This window comes from Methylobacterium hispanicum (assembly GCF_022179285.1).
Taxonomy (GTDB): Bacteria; Pseudomonadota; Alphaproteobacteria; order Rhizobiales; family Beijerinckiaceae; genus Methylobacterium; species Methylobacterium hispanicum.
Genome location: NZ_BPQO01000048.1, coordinates 1 through 22,980, shown reverse-complemented (window position 1 = coordinate 22,980; position 22,980 = coordinate 1). Strand labels below are relative to the sequence as shown.

General features: G+C 69.8%; 19 protein-coding genes. 11 read left to right on the top strand and 8 right to left on the bottom strand.

Annotated elements, in window-relative coordinates; translation table 11 throughout:
• Positions 1-59: 59 nt before the first annotated feature.
• Both MFF56_RS30445 and pyk read left to right on the top strand, forming a co-directional pair.
• Entirely contained in the window at positions 60-1,307 is a 1,248-nt protein-coding gene (locus MFF56_RS30445; protein WP_082773097.1) for a sensor domain-containing phosphodiesterase, read from the top strand.
• 120 nt (positions 1,308-1,427) lie between these two features.
• Positions 1,428-2,849: a pyruvate kinase gene (gene pyk / locus MFF56_RS30440; RefSeq protein ID WP_066918381.1), complete on the top strand. Its 1,422-nt coding sequence runs from the start codon at positions 1,428-1,430 to the stop codon at positions 2,847-2,849.
• A gap of 15 nt (positions 2,850-2,864) precedes the next feature.
• Here the strand turns inward: pyk and MFF56_RS30435 are convergent, their stop codons facing one another.
• Positions 2,865-4,190 carry a hypothetical protein gene (locus tag MFF56_RS30435; RefSeq protein WP_238232075.1) on the bottom strand — a complete coding sequence of 442 codons (1,326 nt, stop codon included), beginning with the start codon at positions 4,188-4,190 and terminating at the stop codon, positions 2,865-2,867.
• Positions 4,191-4,350: 160 nt separating this feature from the next.
• Here MFF56_RS30435 and MFF56_RS30430 point away from each other — a divergent pair, with 160 nt between their 5' ends.
• A complete protein-coding gene (locus tag MFF56_RS30430) occupies positions 4,351-5,280 on the top strand; it encodes a LysR family transcriptional regulator (protein ID WP_066922685.1) in 930 nt (309 codons plus the stop codon).
• An 85-nt stretch (positions 5,281-5,365) separates the two neighbouring features.
• Here MFF56_RS30430 and uraH read toward each other — a convergent pair whose 3' ends face one another.
• Positions 5,366-5,725 (bottom strand): hydroxyisourate hydrolase, encoded by a 360-nt coding sequence (gene uraH, locus MFF56_RS30425; protein WP_066922683.1) that lies wholly within the window; start codon positions 5,723-5,725, stop codon positions 5,366-5,368.
• 236 nt (positions 5,726-5,961) lie between these two features.
• On the opposite strand from uraH, the gene MFF56_RS30420 reads away from it, so the two are divergent.
• The 3 genes from MFF56_RS30420 to uraD all read left to right on the top strand — a co-directional run bounded on the left by MFF56_RS30420 (position 5,962) and on the right by uraD (position 9,376).
• Positions 5,962-7,317 (top strand): nucleobase:cation symporter-2 family protein, encoded by a 1,356-nt coding sequence (locus tag MFF56_RS30420; RefSeq protein WP_066922681.1) that lies wholly within the window; start codon positions 5,962-5,964, stop codon positions 7,315-7,317.
• A 76-nt stretch (positions 7,318-7,393) separates the two neighbouring features.
• Positions 7,394-8,638, top strand: coding sequence for a urate hydroxylase PuuD (locus tag MFF56_RS30415; RefSeq protein WP_066922679.1), 1,245 nt, complete (start codon positions 7,394-7,396; stop codon positions 8,636-8,638).
• Positions 8,639-8,866: 228 nt separating this feature from the next.
• A complete protein-coding gene (gene uraD / locus MFF56_RS30410; protein ID WP_066922677.1) occupies positions 8,867-9,376 on the top strand; it encodes a 2-oxo-4-hydroxy-4-carboxy-5-ureidoimidazoline decarboxylase in 510 nt (169 codons plus the stop codon).
• 116 nt (positions 9,377-9,492) lie between these two features.
• Here the strand turns inward: uraD and MFF56_RS30405 are convergent, their stop codons facing one another.
• Positions 9,493-11,673, bottom strand: a complete 2,181-nt coding sequence (locus MFF56_RS30405; RefSeq protein WP_066922675.1) for a malate synthase G — start codon at positions 11,671-11,673, stop codon at positions 9,493-9,495.
• Positions 11,674-11,918: 245 nt separating this feature from the next.
• Between MFF56_RS30405 and MFF56_RS30400 the strand changes: the two genes are divergently transcribed.
• The 5 genes from MFF56_RS30400 (at position 11,919) to MFF56_RS30380 (ending at position 17,130) form a co-directional block, all read left to right on the top strand.
• Positions 11,919-12,902, top strand: a complete 984-nt coding sequence (locus MFF56_RS30400) for a Bug family tripartite tricarboxylate transporter substrate binding protein (protein ID WP_066922673.1) — start codon at positions 11,919-11,921, stop codon at positions 12,900-12,902.
• Between the two features lie 119 nt (positions 12,903-13,021).
• Complete coding sequence (locus MFF56_RS30395) at positions 13,022-13,684, top strand: tripartite tricarboxylate transporter TctB family protein (RefSeq protein ID WP_238232074.1); 663 nt, start codon at positions 13,022-13,024, stop codon at positions 13,682-13,684.
• A 14-nt stretch (positions 13,685-13,698) separates the two neighbouring features.
• Positions 13,699-15,204 (top strand): tripartite tricarboxylate transporter permease, encoded by a 1,506-nt coding sequence (locus tag MFF56_RS30390; RefSeq protein WP_066921739.1) that lies wholly within the window; start codon positions 13,699-13,701, stop codon positions 15,202-15,204.
• Positions 15,205-15,245: 41 nt separating this feature from the next.
• Entirely contained in the window at positions 15,246-16,217 is a 972-nt protein-coding gene (locus MFF56_RS30385) for a tripartite tricarboxylate transporter substrate-binding protein (protein WP_066921741.1), read from the top strand.
• 160 nt (positions 16,218-16,377) lie between these two features.
• Positions 16,378-17,130 carry a TerC family protein gene (locus tag MFF56_RS30380; RefSeq protein ID WP_066921743.1) on the top strand — a complete coding sequence of 251 codons (753 nt, stop codon included), beginning with the start codon at positions 16,378-16,380 and terminating at the stop codon, positions 17,128-17,130.
• A 285-nt stretch (positions 17,131-17,415) separates the two neighbouring features.
• On the opposite strand, the gene fumC is transcribed toward MFF56_RS30380, so the two are convergent.
• The 5 genes from fumC to sdhC are packed head-to-tail and all read right to left on the bottom strand — an operon-like array spanning position 17,416 to position 22,384.
• The gene (fumC, locus tag MFF56_RS30375) at positions 17,416-18,924 is read right to left on the bottom strand and encodes a class II fumarate hydratase (protein WP_082773008.1); all 1,509 of its coding nucleotides are present in this window, start codon (positions 18,922-18,924) and stop codon (positions 17,416-17,418) included.
• 43 nt (positions 18,925-18,967) lie between these two features.
• Entirely contained in the window at positions 18,968-19,747 is a 780-nt protein-coding gene (locus tag MFF56_RS30370; RefSeq protein ID WP_066921745.1) for a succinate dehydrogenase iron-sulfur subunit, read from the bottom strand.
• Between the two features lie 33 nt (positions 19,748-19,780).
• The gene (gene sdhA, locus MFF56_RS30365) at positions 19,781-21,568 is read right to left on the bottom strand and encodes a succinate dehydrogenase flavoprotein subunit (protein WP_238232071.1); all 1,788 of its coding nucleotides are present in this window, start codon (positions 21,566-21,568) and stop codon (positions 19,781-19,783) included.
• A gap of 10 nt (positions 21,569-21,578) precedes the next feature.
• On the bottom strand, positions 21,579-21,995 hold the full coding sequence (gene sdhD / locus MFF56_RS30360) for a succinate dehydrogenase, hydrophobic membrane anchor protein (protein WP_066923755.1): 417 nt from the start codon (positions 21,993-21,995) through the stop codon (positions 21,579-21,581).
• Between the two features lie 8 nt (positions 21,996-22,003).
• Positions 22,004-22,384, bottom strand: a complete 381-nt coding sequence (gene sdhC / locus MFF56_RS30355; RefSeq protein ID WP_066923757.1) for a succinate dehydrogenase, cytochrome b556 subunit — start codon at positions 22,382-22,384, stop codon at positions 22,004-22,006.
• Positions 22,385-22,980: the final 596 nt, after the last annotated feature.

The window sequence follows — 22,980 nt, the reverse complement described above, 5'->3', positions numbered from 1 at the left end:
AGGTTCTCCGAGATTGCTTTGCCGTCGCTCGATAGTTCATTGGCCCAAGTCCGGATTGGATGCTCAGGCGCTCCATGCCGCTCAGTGCGATATTGGATGTTGGTCCCGGTGGCTCCGGTGAGCAGGTTCAGAGCATTCTGAGGGCGGTACGGCGACATCTTGCGATGGATATCGGATTCATTTCCGAGTTCACCGAGAACGACCGCGTGTTCCGCTTCACCGATGGCGAGACACTGCGCAATCCCATCGCGGTCGGCGGGGCGGACCCGCTCCGGCAGAGCTTCTGCCACTACGTGGCGGCCGGCCTGATGCCCGGGCTGCTGCAGGATGCCCGCGAGGATCCGGTCGCCCGCGGCCTGTCGGCGACGGACGCGCTCCCGGTGGGAGCGCATCTGAGCGTCCCGCTCCGCTACGCCGACGGGACCGCCTACGGGACCCTGTGCTGCTTCAGCTTCACGCCCGACCGCACCCTCACCGGGCGGGACCTCAACGTGCTGCGGCTCTGCGCCGACGTCGTCTCGGCCGTGCTCCAGAAGGAGCGCAGCGCCAGCCTCGACCTGGAGGCGCGGCGCGCCCGCATCGCCGACATCCTGGCGAGCCGGGCCATCGACGTCGTCTACCAGCCCGTCTACCGCACGAGCGACGGGCGCCTGATGGCGTTCGAGGCGCTCTCGCGCTTTCGCGCGGCGCCGGAGCGCGCGCCGGACCTCTGGTTCGCCGAGGCCGCCGAGGTCGGGCTGTTGGAGGAGCTGGAATTCCTGGCGGCGGCGCTGGCGCTGCGGGGCCTGGAGCGGATCGACCCCTCGATCAAGCTCACCCTCAATCTCTCGCCGTCGAGCGTGCTGAGCCCGGCCTTCGCCCGCATGTTCGAGGGGGCCCCTCTCCGGCGGGTCGTGGTCGAGCTGACGGAGCACGCCGAGGTGCCCTGCTACGCGGCGCTGCGCGCGGCGCTGGCGCCCCTGCGGGCGCGCGGCCTGCGGCTCGCCATCGACGACGTCGGGGCGGGCCACGCGACCTTCCGGCACGTGCTCGACCTCGCGCCCGAACTGATCAAGCTCGACCGCAGTCTCATCGCGGGGATTGACGGCGATTCCGCCCGCCGCGCGCTCGCCGACGCCCTGACGATCTACGGCCGGCGCATCGGGTCGGAGGTTGTGGCGGAGGGCGTCGAGACCTGGGGCGAGTACGCGGTGCTGAAGGAGATCGGCGTCACCCGCGTGCAGGGCTACCTGCTGGGCCGGCCCCAGCCCCTCGACGCGGCCTGCGGCCTGCCGCTCACCCTGGTGGGACTGGGCGGCGGGGGGTGAGCGGCGCGGGCCGGCCCGGCCCCCCCGCCATTGCGTTCCGGCCGCACCTCACCAAGGTGGGCGGGGTCCGCGCGGTCCTGATTCGCGCCCGCAGAGGCGGCCGTCCCGGCCGAGCACCGCATGCGCCGTCACCGCCACGCCAAGATCGTCGCCACCGTCGGCCCGGCGAGCAGCCGGCCCGAGACGCTGAAGGCCCTGTTCCTGGCCGGAGTCGACACCTTCCGGCTGAACTTCAGCCACGGCACCCAGGACGACCACCGGTCGGTCCACGCCGCGATCCGCGCGCTCGAGGCCGAGGTCGGGCGGCCCATCGCGATCCTGCAGGACCTGCAGGGGCCGAAGATCCGGGTCGGCACCGTGCAGGGCGGGCGCCTCGACGTCGTGCCCGGCGAGGTGCTGCGCTTCGTCCTCTCGGGGATGGAGGGCGACCGCCGTGCTATCCCGTTGCCGCACCGCGAGATCTTCGCGGCGGTCGTGCCCGGCCAGGAACTCCTCATCGACGACGGCCGCGTGCGGGTGCGCGTCGTCGGGATCGAGGCCGAGGCGCTCGAGGCCGAGGTTGTGATCGGCGGCACGATCCAGAACCGCAAGGGCGTGAACTTGCCGGGCACGATGCTCGACCTCTCGCCGCTGACCGCAAAGGACCGGGCCGACCTCGCCTTCGGGCTCGACCTCGGCGTAGATTGGGTGGCGCTCTCCTTCGTGCAGAAGCCCGCCGATCTCATCGAGGCGCGCGGCCTCGTCGGGGACCGGGCCGGGATCATGACCAAGGTCGAGAAGCCGCAGGCGCTGGAGCGGATCGAGGATATCGTCCGCCTCTCGGACGCCGTGATGGTGGCGCGCGGCGATCTCGGCGTCGAGATCCCGCATGAGGACGTGCCGGGCCGCCAGAAGGAGCTGATCCGGGCCTGCCGGCTCGCCGTGAAGCCCGTGGTGGTGGCGACCCAGATGCTCGACTCGATGGTGGCCGCACCCACGCCCACCCGGGCCGAGGCCTCGGACGTGGCGACCGCGATCTACGACGGCGCCGACGCCGTGATGCTCTCGGCCGAGTCGGCGACGGGCCGGTACCCGGTCGAGGCGGTGGCGATGATGGACCGGATCATCCGCCGCACCGAGCAGCACAAGCTCTACCGCTCGCTGATCGCGGCCTCCGAGCCCGGCGAGGAGGAGACGCCGCCCCACGCCGTCGCGACCGCCACGGCGGACCTCGCCGAGGCGGTCGGCGCGGCCGCGATCGTGGCCTACACGCTCAGCGGCACGACGGCCGCCCGGATCGCGCGACGGCGTCCGGCGGTGCCGATCCTGGCGCTCACGCCCGATCTCGGCACCTCGCGACGCCTGAGCCTGCTCTGGGGCACCCACAGCCTCCAGTCGGCCGAGGTCGATACCTACGAGGAGATGGTGGCGAACGCGACCGCGCACGCCACCCGCGAGGACTTCGCCCGGGCGAACGACCTCGTTCTGATCACCGCCGGCATTCCCTTCGCGGTGCCCGGCAACACGAACAACATCCGGATCGCCCAGATCCCTCAGGGATAAGGGGCTTGCGTCCCCTCAGGCCAGGTAGGCGCCGCCGCTGAAGGCGGCGGCCGCGATCCCGGCCAGCTCGACAGATCCGCCGCCCGCGAGGACGAGCAGCGCGTTGCCGGCCCCGGACGTGCCGAGCGTGTAACCCTGCCCGTTGAGGAGCAGCCGGTCGCCCTGGCCCTGGTCGAAGCCGACGACGAGATCCCGGCCGGAATTGACCCCGAAGACGAAGCGGTCGGCTCCGAGATTGCCGTAGAGCACGTCGTCGCCGAGATTGCCGAACAGGATGTCGTTGCCCTGCCCGCCGTAGAGCACGTCGTCGCCCTGGCCGCCGTAGAGCGCGTCGTCGCCGAAGTTCCCGTAGACCACGTCGGCGCCGAAATTGCCGTAGACGATGTCCGCACCCTGGCCGCCGAAGACGGCGTCGTTGTCCTGGCCGCCGAAGAGCCGGTCGTCGCCCTGGTTGCCGTAGATCAGGTCGGCGCCCTGGTTGCCGTAGACGATGTCGTTGCCGCTGCCCGCCCGCACGGCGTCGTTGCCCTGGCCGGCGACGATCTCCGAGGCCAGCACGCCGTCCACGATGGCATCGTCGCCCGCCGTCCCGGCGCGCCGCACCAGGATCGGGTCGCCGACATCGGTGAGGATGGCGAGGTCGAGATCGCTGATCGCGTACCGCGTCCCGCGGTAGTAGGCGACGCCGTTCATCAAGCCCGCGAGCGGATTGGTGCCGGGCGGCTCGCTGACGTTGCCGTAATGGCCGTAATTGCCGAGCGTCAGCGGGACCGCGCCGCCGAAGACCGCGGTCGCCGTCGGACCGTTGAAGACCGGGCCGCCGCCCGGATTGCCGACCTGCAGGTCGAAGGTATCGAGGTAGTTCCCGGGCAAGGCCCCGGTCGTCCCGTCCCGCCAGCCGTTGAACCCGAGGCCGTGGCCGATCTCGTGCACGAGGACCGAGACCGCGTCGGTGCGCGTCGTCGGGATGACGGGCGCGGCGCCGGGCGTCGGGTCGAGCCAGAGCTCGTTCCGCACGTAGGCGGGGTCGAGGTTGATGACGATGTCGGGGTTCGCGCCCGTCACGTCGATCCCGGCGGCCAACTCGCGGCCGGCGCCGCCCTGGTACAGGTTCAGCCCGTTATACGAGCCGAGATAGGCGCTCGACGCGCTGGCGCCGTTCGCGCGCCCGACCGAGGCGACCGTGATGCCGATCTCGATGTTGGCCGGGCTGTTCAGGACTTCGGACCAGAGCTGCCAAGCGTATCCCGCGTTGCTCACGGTCTCGTCGTCCGAGCCCTGGCGTCGATGACGCCGCAGGGCGCGGAAGGCCATCCCGATCGCGGAACTCGGGGCCGACATCCGCACGATCCCATCGACGGACGGGTGGATGGAGCAGTTCAACCGGTAGTTCGCTAAGGTCGGGTGCTGCTCAACCTCTTGTCATCCGTCTTCGGCGGTCTGATCGAAGGTTTGAATTTTTTCGTTGGCATCGTCCGGACTTTTCGTCGATCAACGCCGGATGATTTTGCTGGAAAGCATTCGCATCTTCATGCGTTCGGCGGACACGGGCAGTTTCTCGGCGGCCGGCCGAGACCTGCGACTGTCACCGTCCGTGATCAGCTACCGGATCCAAAATCTGGAGAAGCATCTCGGATGCCTTCTTCTGACACGCACCACGCGTCGGATGAGTCTCACCGAAGCGGGCCGCATCTTCTACGACCGCTGCCTCGACATCACCGCAGCCGTCGAGCGGGCGGAGAAGTGCGTGGAGGCGGCGGGTGCGACGCCGCGCGGAACGCTCAAGGTGACGGCTCCGCTCGGCCTGGGCCGACGCGTCATCGCACCGCTGATTCCCCGCTTCCGCGAGCGCCATCAGGAAGCCGACGTGCATCTCAGGCTTTCCGATCACCTGCTGGATCTCGTCCAGGAGGCCGTCGATGTGGCGGTCCGGCTCTCGCAGATGCGGGATTCCAGCTTCACCCTGCGAAAGGTCGCGGGTGTCGAGCGCGTCCTATGCGCCGCACCCTCGTATCTCGAACGAAGCCCGCCCCTCGACGAGCCCGCCGACCTTCTGCGCCACGATTGTCTTCTGCTGCGGTTTCCAGGCTCCGAGCAATTTCGCTGGACGCTGACCGATCGGGGCAAGACTTTGACCCTCCCGGTGTCCGGCCATATCGATGTCGATGACGGCGAAACCTTGACGAATTGGGCGTTGGCCGGGGAAGGCATCGCTCTGAAGCCCCTGTTCGAGGTGGCCTCCCATATCGCCAGCGGCCAGCTCGTAACGGTTCTCCCGAAGACGCCGCCGCTGTCCGCGACGCTCGGCATCCTCTATCCCTCGCGGAAGATGCTGTCGGCACGCGGAAAGACGTTCGTGGATATGGCATACGCGGTCATGCGCGACCATGTCGCCGCGCAGCTCGCACTCGTCGGAAAGCATCCGACCTAGGGTATGGTCCCGGGACGTGGCGTGAGAGGCCGGCCTGAGGGTTGCCACTGGATCGCTCCGGGTCGCCGATGCGCGCCCTCCGCCGTCAGCTGCCGCGATAGGTCGAAAAGGCCCAGGGCGATACGAGAAGCGGGACGTGGTAGTGGCCATCCGGGCTCGCTATGCCGAAGCGGATCGGAACCGCGTCGAGGAAGGGCGGATCTGCCAGACCAAGCTCTTCGCGCCCGCGGAAGTAGGGCCCGATATGGAAGGTGAGCTCGTATGTCCCGACGGCGAGGGCGTCACCGCTGAGGAGCGGCGCGTCGGTCCGGCCATCGGAATTCGTCACGGTCTCCGCGAGCCGCTCCGACGCGCCATCCGAACGCAAGCGCCGCAATACGATCGTGACGCCGGCTGCCGGCTTGCCGGTCGTGGTGTCCAAGACATGTGTTGAGAGACGGCCCACTGCAACGTCCTCCGCGATAGATCGTGTCCGGCACGACCGGACGGCACGAAGGCGAACACGCCCGCCGCCGCCGACGCAACCGGAAAGCCGCCCGCATTCAACGAACCGCTTTGAAGGTGTTTGGCCAAAACGGGGATCGCTTCGCGGTGGCGCGCGCCGCACAGTCATCGGCGATGCGCGAGTCGGCGAGTCGGCGAACAAAAGATCTGTGCAAGAACCCGGGTCGGGAGACAGACATGAGATACTCCGTTCACCCGGTGGAAGAGGTTCTACCCGCGCCGAAACTCGTCGCTCTGGGTCTTCAGCATGTCCTGGTGATGTATGCCGGCGCCGTCGCGGTGCCTCTGATCGTCGGCCGGGCTCTGCAGTTGCCGCCGGATCAGGTGGCTCTGCTCGTCAACGCCGACCTGTTCGTCGCTGGCATAACGACCTTGATCCAGTCCTTGGGGCTCGGGCGCTTCTTCGGCATCAAGTTACCCGTCATGATGGGTGTGACCTTCGCTGCCGTCGGTCCCATGGCGGCCATGGCCGCCAACCCGAACCTGGGCGCCGCCGGCATCTTCGGAGCCACGATCGTGGCGGGCGTGGTCACCATTCTCCTCGCGCCGTTCTTCAGCAAGCTGTTGCCGCTGTTTCCGCCGGTCGTCACCGGCACGGTCATCCTGATGATCGGCATCTCGCTGATGCGCGTCGGCGTGAACTGGGCGGCGGGTGCCTCGGTGGACACGCTTCCGGGCTACGGTGAGCCGCTGCACCTCGTCATGGCCGCCGGCGTGATGGTGTTCATCCTGACGATCACCCGTTTCGCCAGCGGCTTCCTGGCCAACGTCTCCGTGCTCGCCGGCATCGTCGCGGGCTGCGTCGTGTCGTTCCTGCTCGGACGGATGGATTTCACCCAGGTCCTCGGCACCGACTGGTTCGCCCTGGTGACGCCCTTCAGGTTCGGGATGCCGACCTTCGACCCGATCGCCGGCCTGACGCTCAGCGTCGTGATGATCGTCGTGATGATCGAATCCGCCGGCATGTTCCTGGCTCTGGGTGACCTGACAGGACGCCCTATCGACGCGCAGTCGATGTCGCGCGGCCTGCGTGTCGACGGCCTCGGCACGCTGATCGCCGGGGTGTTCAACAGCTTCCCGCATACGTCGTTCTCGCAGAACATCGGCCTGGTCGGCGTGACCGGCGTGCGCTCCCGGTGGGTCACCGTCGTCGGCGGCGGCCTCCTGATCGTCATGGGCCTCGTGCCGAAGCTCGGCGCGCTCGTCGCGGCGGTGCCGCTGTTCGTTCTCGGTGGGGCCGGGATCGTCATGTTCGGAATGGTGGCCGCCACCGGCATTCGCATCCTGACGGAGGTCGATTACCGTACGAATCGTAACAACCTCTACATCGTGGCCGTCGCCAGCGGCTTCGGAATGATCCCGCTCGTCGCACCCAAGTTCTTTCACGCTCTGCCGGCCTCCCTGGGGCCGGTCCTCCACTCGGGCATCCTGCTGTCCGCCGCCGCCGCGGTCGTCCTGAACCTGTTCTTCAACGGTCTCGGCGGCGGGCAGGCGCCGGAGACGGAGATCGTCATCCGCCCGGCGCGCGAGTGAACGGCTCGCCGGCCGAAGGGACGCGATCGCGGCAGCGCTCGGTCCCGACGTCGCAACCCATCGAGGACGATTTGAAATGGATCCGATACTGCACGAATGGGGCGGTTTCCTCATTCGGTGGACGCACGTCGTCACGGCCATCGCCTGGATCGGCGCGTCGTTCTACTTCATGCATCTCGACGCGAGCCTGCGCTCGATCACCGAGATACCGGACGGCCGGGGCGGCGAGGCCTGGGAGGTGCATGGCGGCGGCTTCTACCAGGTCCGGAAGTACCTGATCGCTCCCGACAGGATGCCCGACCATCTGATCTGGCACAAATGGCAGTCCTACGCGACTTGGCTGTCGGGCTTCGCGCTGCTGTGCTGGCTCTACTACGCACAGGCCGAGCTGTATCTCATCGATCCGGCCGTCCGGCAGATCACGCCGCTCGTCGGAGCCATCGTCGGGATCGGCGCGCTCGCGGTGGGCTGGCTGATCTACGACGGCCTCAATCGCTCGCCGCTGGCGAACCGGCCGCTCCTGCTCTCGGGCATCGTCTTCCTGGTCGTGCTCGCCTTCGCGTTCGGCTTCCAGCAGGTATTCTCCGGCCGCGCCGCGATGCTGCACACCGGTGCCGTGATCGCCACCTGGATGACGGCCAACGTCTTCTTCGTGATCATGCCCAACCAGCGCAAGGCCATCGCCGAACTGGTCGCTGGTCGCGTGCCGGACCCCGCCTGGGGCAAGCAGGCGAAGAACCGTTCGGCCCACAACAACTACCTGACCCTGCCGGTGGTGTTCTTCATGCTGTCGGGTCATTATCCCTTGGTCTGGTCCACACCCTACACATGGACGATCATCGGCTTGGTCGTGGTCGCGGGCGGCGTCGTGCGGCACTTCTTCAACGTCCGCCACGCCGGAAAGGGCGACCCGTGGTGGGCGTGGGCTGTCGCGGCCGCTTGCATCATGCTCGCGGTCACGATCACCGTGGTCTCCGCTCCCGGTGCCCGGGACCGCCTCGGACTCGCCTCGGCCGGCGCGGCGACGCCGGGCGCCACGGCGTCCAGCCACCTCGCGGCGCTCCGCGTCCCGGCGGCCGACGAGGACGTCGTCACGATCGTGGCGAGCCGCTGCAGCATGTGCCACGCTCCCGAGCCGCTCTGGCCCGGTCTCGCGAGCCCGCCCAAGGGCGTGCTCCTCGACACGCCCGAGAACATCGCGCGTTTCGCGGACGCCATTCGTGTCCAGGCCGTGCTGACCCACGCGATGCCCCCGAACAACATCACGGACATGCAGCCCGAGGAACGGGCCACGCTCGGCCGCTACCTCCAAGGGCGCTGATCGCCCCGCGCGCCCGATCCGGCGGCCGCGGGGCGATCAGCGCCATCCGCGGCCACGAGGCTCGCTTGAGAGACGGCGTCTTGCCCGAGTATCGACATCGTTCGCCGCTCTGGGCGGCAATCCATTCCGCACAGGTCCGCCAGGTCTGAGCCGCGTTCGCGCTGAAGGTCCGACAGTCCCGATATCGCGAGCCGAACGGAACCCGTCGCATCCCCGGAGGAGCCCGAAATGATTTCCCTGAGCCGCCTCAACGCGGTCGATCGATCGACGTTCGTCTCCCTCCTCGGTGAGATCTACGAGCATTCGCCCTGGGTCGCCGAAGCCGCCTTCACGCGCCGGCCCTTCGCGACCCGTGACGAGCTGCGAGACGCGATGAGCGCGGTCGTCGCTCAGGCGGACCCGGAGCGGCAGCTCGCCCTGCTGCGCGCCCATCCCGAGCTGGCGGGTCGCGCCGCCATACGCGGCGAGCTGACCACCCATTCCGCCGATGAGCAGGAAGCGAGCGGCCTGCTGAACGGCTCTTCCGAAGAGCTGCGGCGCATACAGGATCTGAATCGCGCCTATGGGGAGACGTTCGGGTTTCCGTTCGTGATCGCGGTCAAGGGGATGGATCGGAGCGCCATCATCGCGGCCCTCGAGCGGCGTCTCGGCAATCCGCCGGACGAGGAAAGGCTGGAGGCGCTGCGTCAGGTTTCGCGGATCGCCGCCTTCCGTCTGGAGGCCGCCGTCGGTTCCTAGCGCGCCGCTCTCGGGGGAGGCGCGCGAGGCCCGACTGTCGCGCAGGGCGGCCGACCACTCCGGCGGCCCGCCGCACGCGTCCGATGCGGGGACCGGACGCGTGCGAACCGTCGGTGTCAGGCGGCCGCGGCGGCCGAGGTTCCGCTCTTCGCCTCGCGGCGGCGGGCGGTGAGGACCCACTCGGTGTAGCCGTTGGGCTGTTCGCGGCCCTTGAGGACGAGGTCGCTCGCCGCGCGGAAGGCCGGGCCGTCGAAGGCCGGCGCCATCGGCCGGTAGAGCGGGTCGCCCGCGTTCTGGCGATCGACCACCTTGGCCATCCGCTTGAGCGTCTCCATCACCTGCGCCTCGTCCACCACGCCGTGGTGCAGCCAGTTGGCGATGTGCTGGGACGAGATCCGCAGGGTCGCCCGGTCCTCCATCAGGCCGACATCGTGGATGTCGGGCACCTTGGAGCAGCCGACCCCCTGGTCGATCCAGCGCACCACGTAGCCGAGGATGCCCTGCGCGTTGTTGTCGAGTTCCTGCTGCACGTCGTCGGGCGCGAAGTTCGAGCGGGCGAGCGGGATCTCCAGGATCTCGCTGAGCGCCGAGCGCGGGCGCCGGGCGAGTTCGAGCTGGCGGGCCCGCACGTCGGTCTCGTGGTAGTGCAGCGCGTGCAGCGTCGCGGCGGTGGGGGAGGGCACCCAGGCCGTCGAGGCTCCCGCCTTCGGGTGGACGCCCTTCTGCATCAGCATGTCGGCCATGGCGTCGGGCGCCGCCCACATGCCCTTGCCGATCTGCGCCCGGCCGAGCAGGCCGCAGGCGAGGCCGACATCGACGTTGTTCTCCTCGTAGCCCTTGATCCAGGCGGTGGCCTTCATGTCGTTCTTGCGGATGACGGGCCCGGCCTCCATCGCGGTGTGGATCTCGTCGCCCGTGCGGTCGAGGAAGCCCGTGTTGATGAAGACCACGCGCGAGGCCGCCGCCTTGATGCAGGCGGCGAGGTTGACCGTGGTGCGGAGCTCCTCGTCCATGATGCCCATCTTCAGCGTGTCGGCCTCCAGGCCCAGCATCGCCTCGACCCGGGAAAACAGCTCGACCGCGAAGGCGACCTCCTCGGGCCCGTGCATCTTCGGCTTGACGATGTAGACCGAGCCGGTCCGGCTGTTGCGCAGGCCAGATTCGCCCCGGAGATCGTGGATCGCGATCATCGCGGTGACGGCGGCATCCAGCATGCCCTCGGGGATCTCGTTGCCGTCGGCGTCGAGCACCGCGTCGGTGTCCATGTGATGGCCGACGTTGCGCACCAGCATCAGCGAGCGGCCGGGCACCACCACCTCGCCGCCGCCGGGCGCGATGTAGTGCCGGTCGGGGTTGAGGCGCCGCTCGTGGGTGCGGCCGTCCTTCTCGAAGGCCGCCGCGAGCGTGCCCTTCATCAGTCCGAGCCAGTTGCGGTAGACCACGACCTTGTCGTCGGCATCGACGGTGGCGACCGAGTCCTCGAGATCCATGATCGTCGAGACCGCGGATTCGAGCAGGATGTCGGCGACCCCCGAGGCGTCGAACCGGCCGATCCGGTGGGTGCGGTCGAGGACGACCTCGATGTGCAGGTTGTTGTGGCGCAGCAGCAGGGCCGAGGGCATGCTGGCCCGGCCGCGATAGCCCGCGAAGGTCTCGGGGCGGGCGAGCGGCACGGTCTCGCCGGTATTGAGGTTGCCCACGAGCCGTCCGTCCTCCACCGCGTAGGTGACGACGTCGGCGTGGCGGCCGCCCGCCAGCGGCACGGTGCGGTCGAGATAGGCGCGGGCGCGGGTGACGACGCGCGCGCCGCGGGTGCGGTTGTAGCCGCCGCCCCGGACTGCCCCGCCCTCCTCGGAGACCGCATCGGTGCCGTAGAGCGCGTCGTAGAGCGAGCCCCAGCGGGCGTTGGCGGCGTTGAGCGCGTAGCGGGCGTTCGAGACCGGAACGACGAGCTGCGGCCCGGCGATCTCGGCGATCTCGGCATCGACGTTGCGGGTGTCGACCTGCACGGGGCCGGGATCGGGCAACAGGTAGCCGATCTCTCGCAGGAACGCCTCGTAGGCGGCCGGGTCCGCCGGCTTGCCGGCCCGCGCGCGGTGCCAGTCGTCGATGCGCGCCTGCAGCGCGTCGCGCTTGGCCAGCAGCGCCCGGTTCTTCGGCGTCAGGTCGCGCACCACCGCGCCGAGGCCGCCCCAGAACACCTCCGGGGAGATCCCGGTGCCGGGCAGCGCCTCCGCCACGACGAAATCGTGGAGCACCCGCGCCACCGCGAGGCCGCCGACATTCACCCGATCCATACCCATCCTCGTTGCGACGCTGTCCGTATGGGCGGCGTCGATATCAGGCGGGGACGGCGGCAGGTAGGCGAGGGCGGAGGAAAATGGCGACACAAACTGGAATACCTCACGCCACCGGTGGGCCGGGTCGTGACAACGTTCCTGTGTCGTCAATCGCGATGCACGCGGGAAGATGCACACTGCGCTTGCTGGGAGGCTAACGCTTCGATACCAGCTTCGCCATAAACAAATTCGGGAGGTCACGAATGCCCCACCTGCAACCCTCGCGCCGCACGATCCTGGCCGGGGGGCTTGCCGCCGCGCTGCCGCTGTCCGCGCGGGCGCAGGGCGCCTATCCGACCCGGCCGATCACGCTGATCGTGCCCTTCGCGGCGGGCGGCTCGACCGACGTGGTCGGGCGCCTCGTCGCGCAGAAGCTGTCGGAGGTGCTGGGCCAGCAGGTGGTCGTCGAGAACGTGGTCGGGGCCGGCGGCAATGTCGGGGCCGCGCGCGTCGCGAAGGCGGAGGCGGACGGCTACACCATCCTGATGGGCACGGTCGCGACCCACGCGCTGAACCCGCTCATCCTCAAGCGCAAGCCCTACGACCCGGTGACCGACTTCGCCCCCGTGGCGCTGCTCGTGGTCGTGCCGAACGTGCTCGTCGTCAACCCGAACCTGCCGGCCAAGAACGTGCAGGAGCTGATCGCCCTGCTGAAGGCGGACCCGAAGAAGTACAACTACGCCTCCTCGGGCATCGGCACGCCCCTCCACCTCTCGGGCGAGCTGTTCAAGAGCATGGCGGGCGTGCAGATGCAGCACATCCCCTACCGCGGCTCCGGCCCGGCCCTGAACGACGTCGTGGCGGGCCAGGTGCCGATCCAGTTCGACAACCTGCCCTCGGCCTCGGAATTCATCCGGGCAGGCACGCTGCGGGCGCTGGCCGTCACCACGAAGGAGCGCGCGCCCTCCTTCCCCGACGTGCCGACCATGGCGGAGGCGGGGTTGCCGAACTACGAGACCTACACCTGGAACGCCCTGTTCGCGCCGCCCGGTACGCCGCGTCCGATCGTGGACGCCCTCAACGCGGCCGCCCGCAAGGCGCTCGCCGACGAGGCCCTGGTCGAGCGCCTGAAGACCTTCAGCGCCAAGGTCCAGCTCTCCACCCCCGAGGGCCTCGGCGAGCACGTGAAGGCCGAGGTCGCCAAGTGGACCCCGGTGGTGCGCGAGGCCGGCATCCAGGCCGACTGAGCCGCATCCGCCTTCGCGGCGCCCGCGGGGTGCCGCGAAGGCCGTTCGATCGACCGCGACGGGATCATCCAACGACAAGAACCGCCGGGTGAAGGCGGAGCCGGATTCGGGAGGGACGCATGAGTGAGCCTGTGGGTGGCTCGGGGGCGCGCGGGATCGTGCGCGGACCCCAGAGCTTCGTGGCCGGACTGGGCCTGATCGCGCTCGCGCTGTTCGCGATCTGGGCGGGCGGCGACCTCGCGCGCGGCACGCTCGGCGCGATCGGCCCCGGCCTGATGCCCTACGGGCTGGCCCTCGGCGTGGGCCTGTGCGGCGCGGCGCTCTGCGTGGCCGGCCTGCTGCGCGACGGCGCGCAGCTGCAAGCCATGCCGCTGCGCGGGCCCGTGGTCATCCTGCTGGCGATCGGGCTCTTCGCCGTGACGATCCGGCCCTTCGCCTTCGGCAGCCTGTCCACGCCGGGGCTCGGCCTCGCCGTGGCCGGCCCGCTCGCGGTGCTGGTGGCCGGCTACGCGAGCCACGAGGCGCGGTTCTCCGAACTCGCCATCCTGGGCCTGCTCCTCACCGCCGGCTGCATGCTGCTGTTCGGCGATCTCCTGAACCTTCCGATCCCGATGCTGCCGACGGCGCTGATCCAGGCGCTCTCCGGCACGCTGCCCTCGCGTACCCTGCTGCGGATCGCGGCCGGCGCCCTCGCCCTCGCGGGGCTCGTCCTGCTCGTCGTGAGCCGCCGCTCGGCCAAACGCGAGCCGATCGACGTCGCCCGCCATTCCCTGACGACCTGAGCGGACCGCGCACCATGACGGACCTCCTGTCCAACCTGGGCCTCGGCTTCGCCGTCGCGCTCAGCCTCCAGAACGTCGCGCTCTGCTTCCTCGGCTGCCTCGTCGGCACGCTGATCGGCGTCCTGCCGGGCGTCGGGCCAATCGCCACCATCGCGATGCTCCTGCCGATCACCTTCGGGCTCGATCCGGTCGGCGCGCTCATCATGCTGGCCGGCATCTATTACGGCGCGCAGTACGGCGGCTCGACCACGGCGATCCTGGTCAACATCCCGGGCGAGGCGACCTCGGTCGTCACCACGCTCGACGGCCACCAGATGGCCCGCCAGGGCCGGGGCGGCATCGCGCTCGGCATCGCGGCCATCGCCTCGTTCTTCGCCGGCACGGTCGCCACCATCCTGATCGCCGCGCTCGGCGCGCCGCTGACCAAGCTCGCGCTGATCTTCGGCCCGGCCGAGTACTTCGCCCTGATGGTGATGGGGCTCGCCTTCGCGGTGGTGCTGGCGCACGGCTCGGTGCTCAAGGCGGTGGCGATGATCCTGGTCGGCATCCTGCTCTCGACGGTCGGCACCGACCTTGAGACGGGCCAGGAGCGCATGACCTTCGGCTACGCCTTCCTCACCGACGGCGTCGACTTCTCGGTGCTGGCGATGGGCCTGTTCGGCATCGCCGAGATCCTGCGCAACCTCGACCAGAGCGAGACCCGCGACGTGGTCCGCGCGCAGATCGGCCGCCTCCTGCCCGGCGCGGCGGAGCTGAAGCAGGCGACCCCCGCCACCCTGCGGGGCACGGCGATCGGCGCGATCCTCGGTATCCTGCCGGGCAACGGCGCCGTGCTCGGGCCCTTCGCCTCCTACACGATCGAGAAGAAGATCGCGCGCGACCCCTCGCGCTTCGGCCGCGGCGCCATCGAGGGCGTGGCGGGGCCGGAGAGCGCCAACAACGCGGGCGCGCAGACCGCCTTCATCCCGCTCCTGACGCTCGGCATCCCACCGAACGCCGTGATGGCCCTGATGGTCGGCGCGATGACGATCCACGGCATCGTGCCGGGACCGGGCGTGATGACCAAGAACCCGAACCTGTTCTGGGGCATGATCGCCTCGATGTGGATCGGCAACCTGATGCTGCTCGTCATCAACCTGCCGCTGGTCGGCCTCTGGGTGCGACTGCTGAAGGTGCCCTACCGGCTGATGTTCCCGGCGATCCTGATGTTCTGCTCGGTCGGCATCTACTCGATCGGCTCGCAGCCCACCGACGTGATGCTGATCGGCGTGTTCGGGCTGATGGGCTACCTCCTGATCAAGTTCGGCTTCGAGCCGGCCCCGCTGCTGCTCGGCTTCGTGCTCGGCAAGCTGATGGAGGAGTACCTGCGGCGCTCGCTCACGCTCTCGCGCGGCGACCTGATGATCTTCCTGGAGCGTCCGGTCAGCGCTGTGCTGTTCGTGATCGCCTTCGCGATCATCGCCGCCGCCCTGCTGCCCTCGATGCGCAAGAGCCGCGACGAGGTCTTCACCGAAGCCTGAGGTCCCGCACCATTGGGCCGACACGAGGGGAAACGACACGCATGAAACGGGCAATCGCGATCGGCGTCCTGGCGGCGCTCACGAGCTTTACCGCCGCCGCCGAGACCTATCCGCAGCGGCCGATCACCATGATCGTGCCCTTCGCGGCGGGCGGGCCGACGGACGTGGTGGCGCGCATCGTGGCCGAGCCGATGTCGCGCGCGCTGGGCCAGCAGGTGGTGGTCGAGAACGTCACCGGCGCGGGCGGCACCACGGGCATCACCCGCGGCGCCCAGTCCGCGCCGGACGGCTACACCATCATGGTGGGCCACATGGGCACGAACGGCGCCGCCCCGGCCCTGTTCAAGGGCCTCAAGTACGATCCCGCCACGAGCTTCGACCCGATCGGCTTCCTGGGCGGCGTGCCGATCCTGATCGTCGCCAAGAAGGATTTTCCGGCGAAAGACCTCAAGGGCTTCATCGAGGCCCTCAAGGCGGGCGGCCCGAAGATCAACCAGGCGCATGCGGGCGTCGGCTCGGTCTCGCACTCGACCGGCGTGCTCTTCGACTCCCAGGTCGGCGTCAAGCCGACGCTCGTGACCTATCGGGGCACCGGGCCGGCGATGAACGACCTGATGGCGGGTCAGGTCGACTTCATGGCCGACCAGATCGTCAATGTCGGGCCCCAGGTCGCGGGCGGCACGGTCAAGGCCTACGCCATCGCCACGCCCGAGCGTGCCCCGAGCCTGCCGGACGTGCCGACCATGAAGGAGGCCGGGCTGCCGGGCTACGAGGTGAGCGCCTGGAACGCGGTCTTCGCGCCCAAGGGCCTGCCCGCCGACGTCAAGGCGAAGCTGGTCGCCGCCGTGGAGGCGGCGCTGAACGACCCGACCGCGACGAAGCGCCTGACCGAGCTCGGCTCGAACATCCCGAAGGCCGACGAGCGGGGCCCGGCTGCCCTCCAGAAGCTTGTGGAGAGCGAGGTCGCCCGCTGGACTCCGGTCCTGCGCTCGGCCGTCGAGAGCAACCAGTAAAGTCCGAGCCCGGGGCCGCCGGCCGCGCGGCGGGCGGCCCCTCCGGCAGGCTGTGACGGGAGCGGCGTCCCGGGGGGGGCGTTGCCCGCGCGTGCCCGCGATCATCCCAGCCGACGCGCGAGGCTGCGGGAGGCGGCCGCGCAGAGAAGGAAGCCATCCTGTGGACCAGTACCTGACCTCGACCTTTCTGCTCTCGCTCCTGCAGATCATCTGGATCGACATCATCCTGTCGGGCGACAACGCGGTCGTCATCGCCATGGCCTGCCGCGGCCTGCCGGAGCGTCAGCGGCGCATCGGCGTGTTCCTGGGCGCCTTCGCGGCGGCGGGCCTGCGCATCCTGTTCGCGGTCATCATCTCGCAGCTGCTCGCGGTGCCGTTCCTGAAGGTGCTGGGCGGCCTCATCCTGCTGCACATCGCGGTCAAGCTGGTGCGCGGCGAGGAGGAGGGCGAGGAGCACGTCAAGACCAGCGCGAGCCTCCCGAAGGTGGTCTGGACCATCGTGGTGGCCGACGCGGTGATGAGCTTCGACAACGTCGTGGCGGTCGCGGGCGCGGCCAAGGGGCACGACGAGCTCTTCATCATCGGGCTCGCCCTCTCGGTGCCGCTGCTCATCGTCGGCGCCAGCCTGATCACCCGGGCGATCGACCGCTTCCCCGTGCTGATCTGGTTCGGCGGCGCGCTGCTCGGCTGGGTGGCGGGCGAGATGATCGCGACCGACCGTCTCGTGGTCCAGCACGTGGCCGAGACCCTGCCGGCCTCGCTTCAGGGGATCTTCCACTACGCGGTCGCCGCGCTCTGCGCCGCCCTCGTGATCGCGGTCGGCATGCTGCTCCGGCGCCGCAGCGACCGTGCGGTCGCCCGCGAGCAGGCTGCGGCCGTCGGCCGGGCCGAGGCGGACGTGCTCGGGGGCTGAGCCGGGATGCGGGGGGCCGGTCCGCCGGCCCCCTGGATTGCTCGGATCCTGCCGGGGTGCACGGGGGCGGAAGACGGGGGCTCCGAGCGGGCGGGCCACGCGCCCCGGTCCATTCCAGCCCGGCGCAGCCCAGCCTCATGCGCGGCCGGTCACGCTCCCGGGCGCGGTCCTGGGGCGCCTTGCACGAGCACGAGGCTCACCTGTGGCCGATCAGGCGGAATTCGGTCGGGATCGGCCTTGCACCGCCGAGGCTACGGCCTGCTCCGGCGCCATTCCGCAACGCGCTCAGGCGCCGGCCACGCCCGACCCGACCATCGCCTTCGGATCGACCGCCGCGTCGTAGGTCGCCTCGTCGACCTCGCCCGAGGCGAGTGCCGCCTCCCGCAGGGTCTGCCCCTTCTCCATCGCGGCCTTCGCGATCGTGGCCGCCTTCTCGTAGCCGATGTGCGGGCTCAGCGCGGTCACCAGCATCACGCTGTTCTCGACGAAGCCCGCGATGCGGTCGCGGTCAAGCTTCGTCCCCTCGACGGAGTAGACCCGGAACTTCTCGCAGCCGTCGGCGAGGATGCGGATCGCGTGCAGCACGTTGCCGATGATGATCGGGCGCATCGCGTTGAGTTCGAAGTTGCCCTGGCTCCCCGCGAAGGCGACCGCGGTGTCGTCGCCGATCACCTGGATCGCGATCATCACGATCGCTTCGCACTGGGTCGGGTTGACCTTGCCCGGCATGATCGAGGAGCCGGGCTCGTTGGCGGGGAGCTGCAACTCGCCGAGGCCGCAGCGCGGCCCGGAGGCGAGCCAGCGCATGTCGTTGGCGATCTTCATCAGCGCGACGGCGACGCCGCGCAGGGCGGCGCTCGCCCGCACCATCGCGTCGAGGGAGCCCTGCGCCATGAACTTGTTGGGCGCCGTGACGTAGGGCTTGCCGGTGAGTTCGGCGATCGTCTCGGCGACGGCGACGCTGAACCCCTTCGGCGCGTTCAGCCCCGTCCCGACCGCGGTGCCGCCCACCGCGAGTTCGAGGAGCCCGCGGCGCGCTTCCGCGACGGCGTCCATGCAGGCGCGCAGCTGCGCGGCGTAGCCCGACCATTCCTGGCCGACGGTGAGCGGCACCGCGTCCTCGAGATGGGTGCGGCCGATCTTGACCACGTCCGTCCAGTCCTGGGCCTTCACCTCGATCGCCTTGGCGAGCGCTTCCAGCTGCGGCACCAGGGCCTCGTCGATCGCCTTGAGCGTGGCGATGTGCATCGCCGTCGGGAAGGTGTCGTTCGAGGACTGGCCCATGTTCACGTCGTCGTTGGGCGCGACCGGTTCCTGGCTGCCGAGGGTGCCGCCCAGCAACTGGATCGCCCGGTTCGAGAGCACCTCGTTGACGTTCATGTTGCTCTGGGTGCCGGAGCCCGTCTGCCAGACGTAGAGCGGGTAGTGCGCGTCGAGCTTGCCCGCCTCGGTCTCCTCGGCGGCCCGCACGATCGCCTCGGCCTTCCACTCGGGCAGCCGCCCCTCGCGGACGTTGACCAGGGCGCAGGCCTTCTTGACGGTGCCGTAGGCCCGGTAGACTTCGGTCGGCATGCGGTCGCCGCCGATCGAGAAGTGGATCAGGGAGCGGGCGGTCTGGGCGCCCCAGTACTTGTCCGCCGGCACATCGATCGTCCCCATGGAGTCGAACTCCTTGCGCGTGCCCTCGGCGTCGAGGCCGATGGGCACGTCCCTGAGCTCCGGGTGATCGGGTCCGCGCTTCGAATCACGCTTGTCGTCACGCTTGTCGTCACGCTTGTCGTCACGCTTGGGCATGGGCGCTCGCAGGAGGCGTTCGTGAGGGGCGGGCGGTCCGGGATCAGCCGCGCTCGGAGATCTGCCGCTTGATGCCGGCGATGGCCTTGGCCGGGTTCAGGTCCTTCGGGCAGACCGTGGTGCAGTTCATGATCGTGTGGCAGCGGTAGAGCCGGAACGGGTCCTCGAGTTCGTCGAGGCGCTCGCCGACGTGGTTGTCGCGGCTGTCGACCAACCAGCGGCTCGCCTGGAGCAGGATGGCCGGGCCGAGGTAGCGGTCTTGGTTCCACCAGTAGCTCGGGCAGCTCGTCGAGCAGCAGAAGCACAGGATGCACTCGTAGTGCCCGTCGATCCTGTCCCGCTCCTCGGGCGACTGGCGCCGCTCGCGGTCGGGGGCGGGCTGGTCGTTCTTGAGCCAGGGCTCGATCAGCTCGTACTGGGCGTAGAGGCCGCTCAGGTCCGGAACGAGGTCGCGCAGCACCTGCATGTGGGGCAGGGGGCTCAGCCGGACCGGGCCGTCCCCCAGATCCTCGATATGGGTGAGGCAGGCGAGCGTGTTGCGGCCGTTGATGTTCATCGCGCAGGAGCCGCACACGCCCTCTCGGCACGATCGGCGGAAGGCCAGCGACGAGTCGATCTCGTCGGTGATCTTCATGAGCGCGTCGAGCACCATCGGGCCGCACTTGTCGAGGTCGATCTCGAACGTGTCCATCGACGGGTTCTGGCCGCCGTCGGGACTCCAGCGATAGACCTTGAAGTCGCGCTTCTTCTTCGCGTCTCCGTCGAGCGGCCAGCGGCGGCCCTCGCGGAGCTGCGAATTCTTCGGCAGGGTGAACTCGGCCATGGCGGCCTCCTCGTGAAGGGTTGGCGGGCGGGCTCAGATGATCCGTTTGCCCGGCGGGACGGGGGGGGCCTCGTTGCTCAGGGCCTCCATCCGCACGGGGCGGTCGGCGAGCGTCACGCTGCCGTCCTCGGCGCGCCACGCCACGGTGTGCTTGAGCCAGTTCTTGTCGTCGCGGTCCTCGTAATCGTCGCGGATGTGGGCGCCGCGGGACTCGGTCCGGTTCAGGGCGCTGTGGGCGATCACGACGGCCTGGTCGCCGAGGTTCTGGACCTCGAGCGCCGAGAACAGGCTGACGTTCCAGGCCAGCGCCTCGCCCTCGACGGCGATCTCGTCGAAGTCGGGCTTGAGCTTCTCCAGTTTCTCGATGCCCTTCTTCAGGGTGTCCTCCTTGCGGAAGACGCCGAGGTTGGCCTGCATGATCTCCTGCATGTCGTCGCGGACTTCGCCGGCCTTGCGGCCGCGCCGGCTGAAGCGGATCGCGTCGAAGCGGTCGAGCACCTTCTCCTCGGAGGACTTCGCGACCTCGGCCACCGGCTTGTCGCGGTCGATGATCTTGGCGGCCTGGATCGAGGCGGCGCGGCCGAACACGATGATGTCGAGGAGGCTGTTGGTACCGAGGCGGTTGGCGCCGTGGACCGAGACGCAGGCCGCCTCGCCGATCGCCATCAGGCCGGGGACGACCTGATCGCCGTCGCGCGGGTTCAGCACCTCGGCGTGGATGTTGGTCGGGATGCCGCCCATGCAGTAATGCGCCGTCGGCGCGACCGGGATCGGGTCCTTGCGGGCATCGACCCCGGCGAAGATCCGCGCCGTCTCGACGATGCCCGGCAGGCGCTTGCTCAGAACCTCCTCGTCGAGATCCTCCAGGTGGAGCAGGATGTGGTCCTTGTTGTCGCCGCAGCCGCGCCCCTCGCGGATCTCGACCGCCTCGGCGTGGCTGACGATGTCGCGCGAGGCGAGGTCCTTCTCGTGGGGGGCGTATTTCGGCATGAAGCGGTCGCCGTCGCCGTTGGTGAGGTAGCCGCCCTCGCCGCGCGCGCCCTCGGTGATCAGGCAGCCGACGCCGTGGATGCCGGTCGGATGGAACTGCACGAACTCCATGTCCTGCAGCGGCAGGCCGGCGCGCAGCACCATGGCGTTGCCGTCGCCGGTGCAGGTGTGGGCCGAGGTGCAGGTCTTGTAGACGCGGCCGCAGCCGCCGGTGGCGACCACCGTGGTGTGGGCGCGGAAGCGGTGCAGGGAGCCGTCCTCCATGCAGATCGCCATCAGGCCGCGGCAGGTGCCGTCCTCGTCCATCAGGAGGTCGATGGCGAAGTACTCGATGAAGAAGCGCGCCTTGTGCTTGAGGCACTGCTGGTAGAGCGTGTGCAGGATGGCGTGGCCGGTGCGGTCGGCGGCGGCGCAGGAGCGCTGCGCCATCTCGCCCTTGGCGTAGTGCGTGGTGTGGCCGCCGAAGCGGCGCTGGTAGATCAGACCCTCCGGCGTTCGGCTGAACGGAACGCCGAGATGCTCCAGCTCGATCACCGAGGGCACCGCCTCGCGGCAGAGGTACTCCGCCGCGTCGTGGTCGGTGAGCCAGACGCCGCCCGCGATCGTGTCGTACATGTGCCAGCGCCAGTCGTCCTCGGCCATGTTGCCGAGCGAGGCGGCGATGCCGCCCTGGGCCGCGACCGTGTGGCTGCGGGTCGGAAACAGCTTGGTGACGCAGGCGGTGCGCAGGCCCGCGGCGCCCATGCCGAGGGTGGCGCGCAGGCCCGCACCCCCCGCGCCCAGGACGACCACGTCGAACGTGTGGTCGATGATCTCGTAACTCCGGCCCATCGTGACGCCCTTACCGACCGAGAAGAATCGTGAGAATGGAGAGGGCCGCGGCCAGGCCGAGGACGATCACGGCGGCCCAGAGCAGCAGGATCGCGGCCAGGGAGCCGAGGCGTCCGTGCACGTAGTCGGCGGCGACCGAGCGCAGGCCGACGAAGGCGTGGGCGAGGATCGCGACGCAGAACAGGAGCATCAGTCCGGCCGGCAGCGGCTGGGCGAGCCAGGCCCGGGCTCCGGCCTCGTCGAACCGGGCGAGCCGCACGACGGAGACGACGAAGTAGAGCCCCAGAGGGATCAGCGCGACCGCGCTGAAGCGCTGCAACCGCCATTCGGAGCGACCGCTGCGCGCGCTCCCGAGATGGCGCACGCGTCGCAGGACGTCGGAGTCGCGGATGGCGGTGAGGCCGGACGGATTCACGGAATCGGGCATGCGAGCACTCACGCGAAGAGCACGATGAGCCAGGTGACGGCGGTGAGCGCCGCCGTCGCGCCGAACACGGCGTAGCCGGTGGCGTAGGCCCGGGAGAGGCCGAACCCGAGGCCGAGATCGAAGGCGAGGTGCCGGATCCCGTTGCTCAGGTGGTAGAAGAAGGCGACCGACCAGCCGAACAGCGCCAGGACGCCGAACCACGAGCCGATGAGCGCCTGGGTCAGGGCGAAGGGGCGCCCGCCAATCGAGACGGAGCAGAGCCACCAGGCGAGAGCGATCGCCCCCGCCGACAGCACGATGCCGGTGGCGCGGTGGGTGATGGAGGTGATCACCGGCAGCGGAAAGCGATACCAGGTGAGGTGTGGCGAGAGGGGGCGACCGGTCTGCATCCCGTGTCCTTGTCCGCTGTGGTGCCGTCCCTTGGCGTCGGCGCGGCCCTTCACGAAGGCCGTTGCGGACGACGTCGCGTCGATCCGCGCCGAGCGGGAACGGCCGCATCGTCACAATCCGGCTCATCGCATTTGGAGCGATACCAAGTGTCCTGGTTTGCGATAGCTCGGCCGTAGGTGGCCGCGCGGATCCGCGCATCCGCGGCGCGCAGACATCCGCGATGCGCAGACATCCGCGATTGCGGCCGGCGGCTCCGGGGCGGGACACGGGACGTCGGTCGGTCCGGCGACGGGAGCGCCCGACGACCCGCCGAACGCGCATCGGCCGCTTCGGCCGCCGCGCGGCCGGAGCCTGATATCAATCTTCGGCACCAAAGAAATCGGCACATCCGGTAGCACGAAAGACATCGAGGAGCGCGCCGCCCAGTGCGACCCGCCGCCCGGCCCGGCTTGGCTCGGCCCGGGTGGGGCGGGCGCCTGTCGGTGGGATCAGGGGAAAAGGTCTGCGGATGAGGGGGGACGCACCGGCCTGGGCCGGACTTCCGAGCCGGGGCCGGAGGCCGGCCGCGCTCGGATCGACGCTAGGCCTCGCCCTC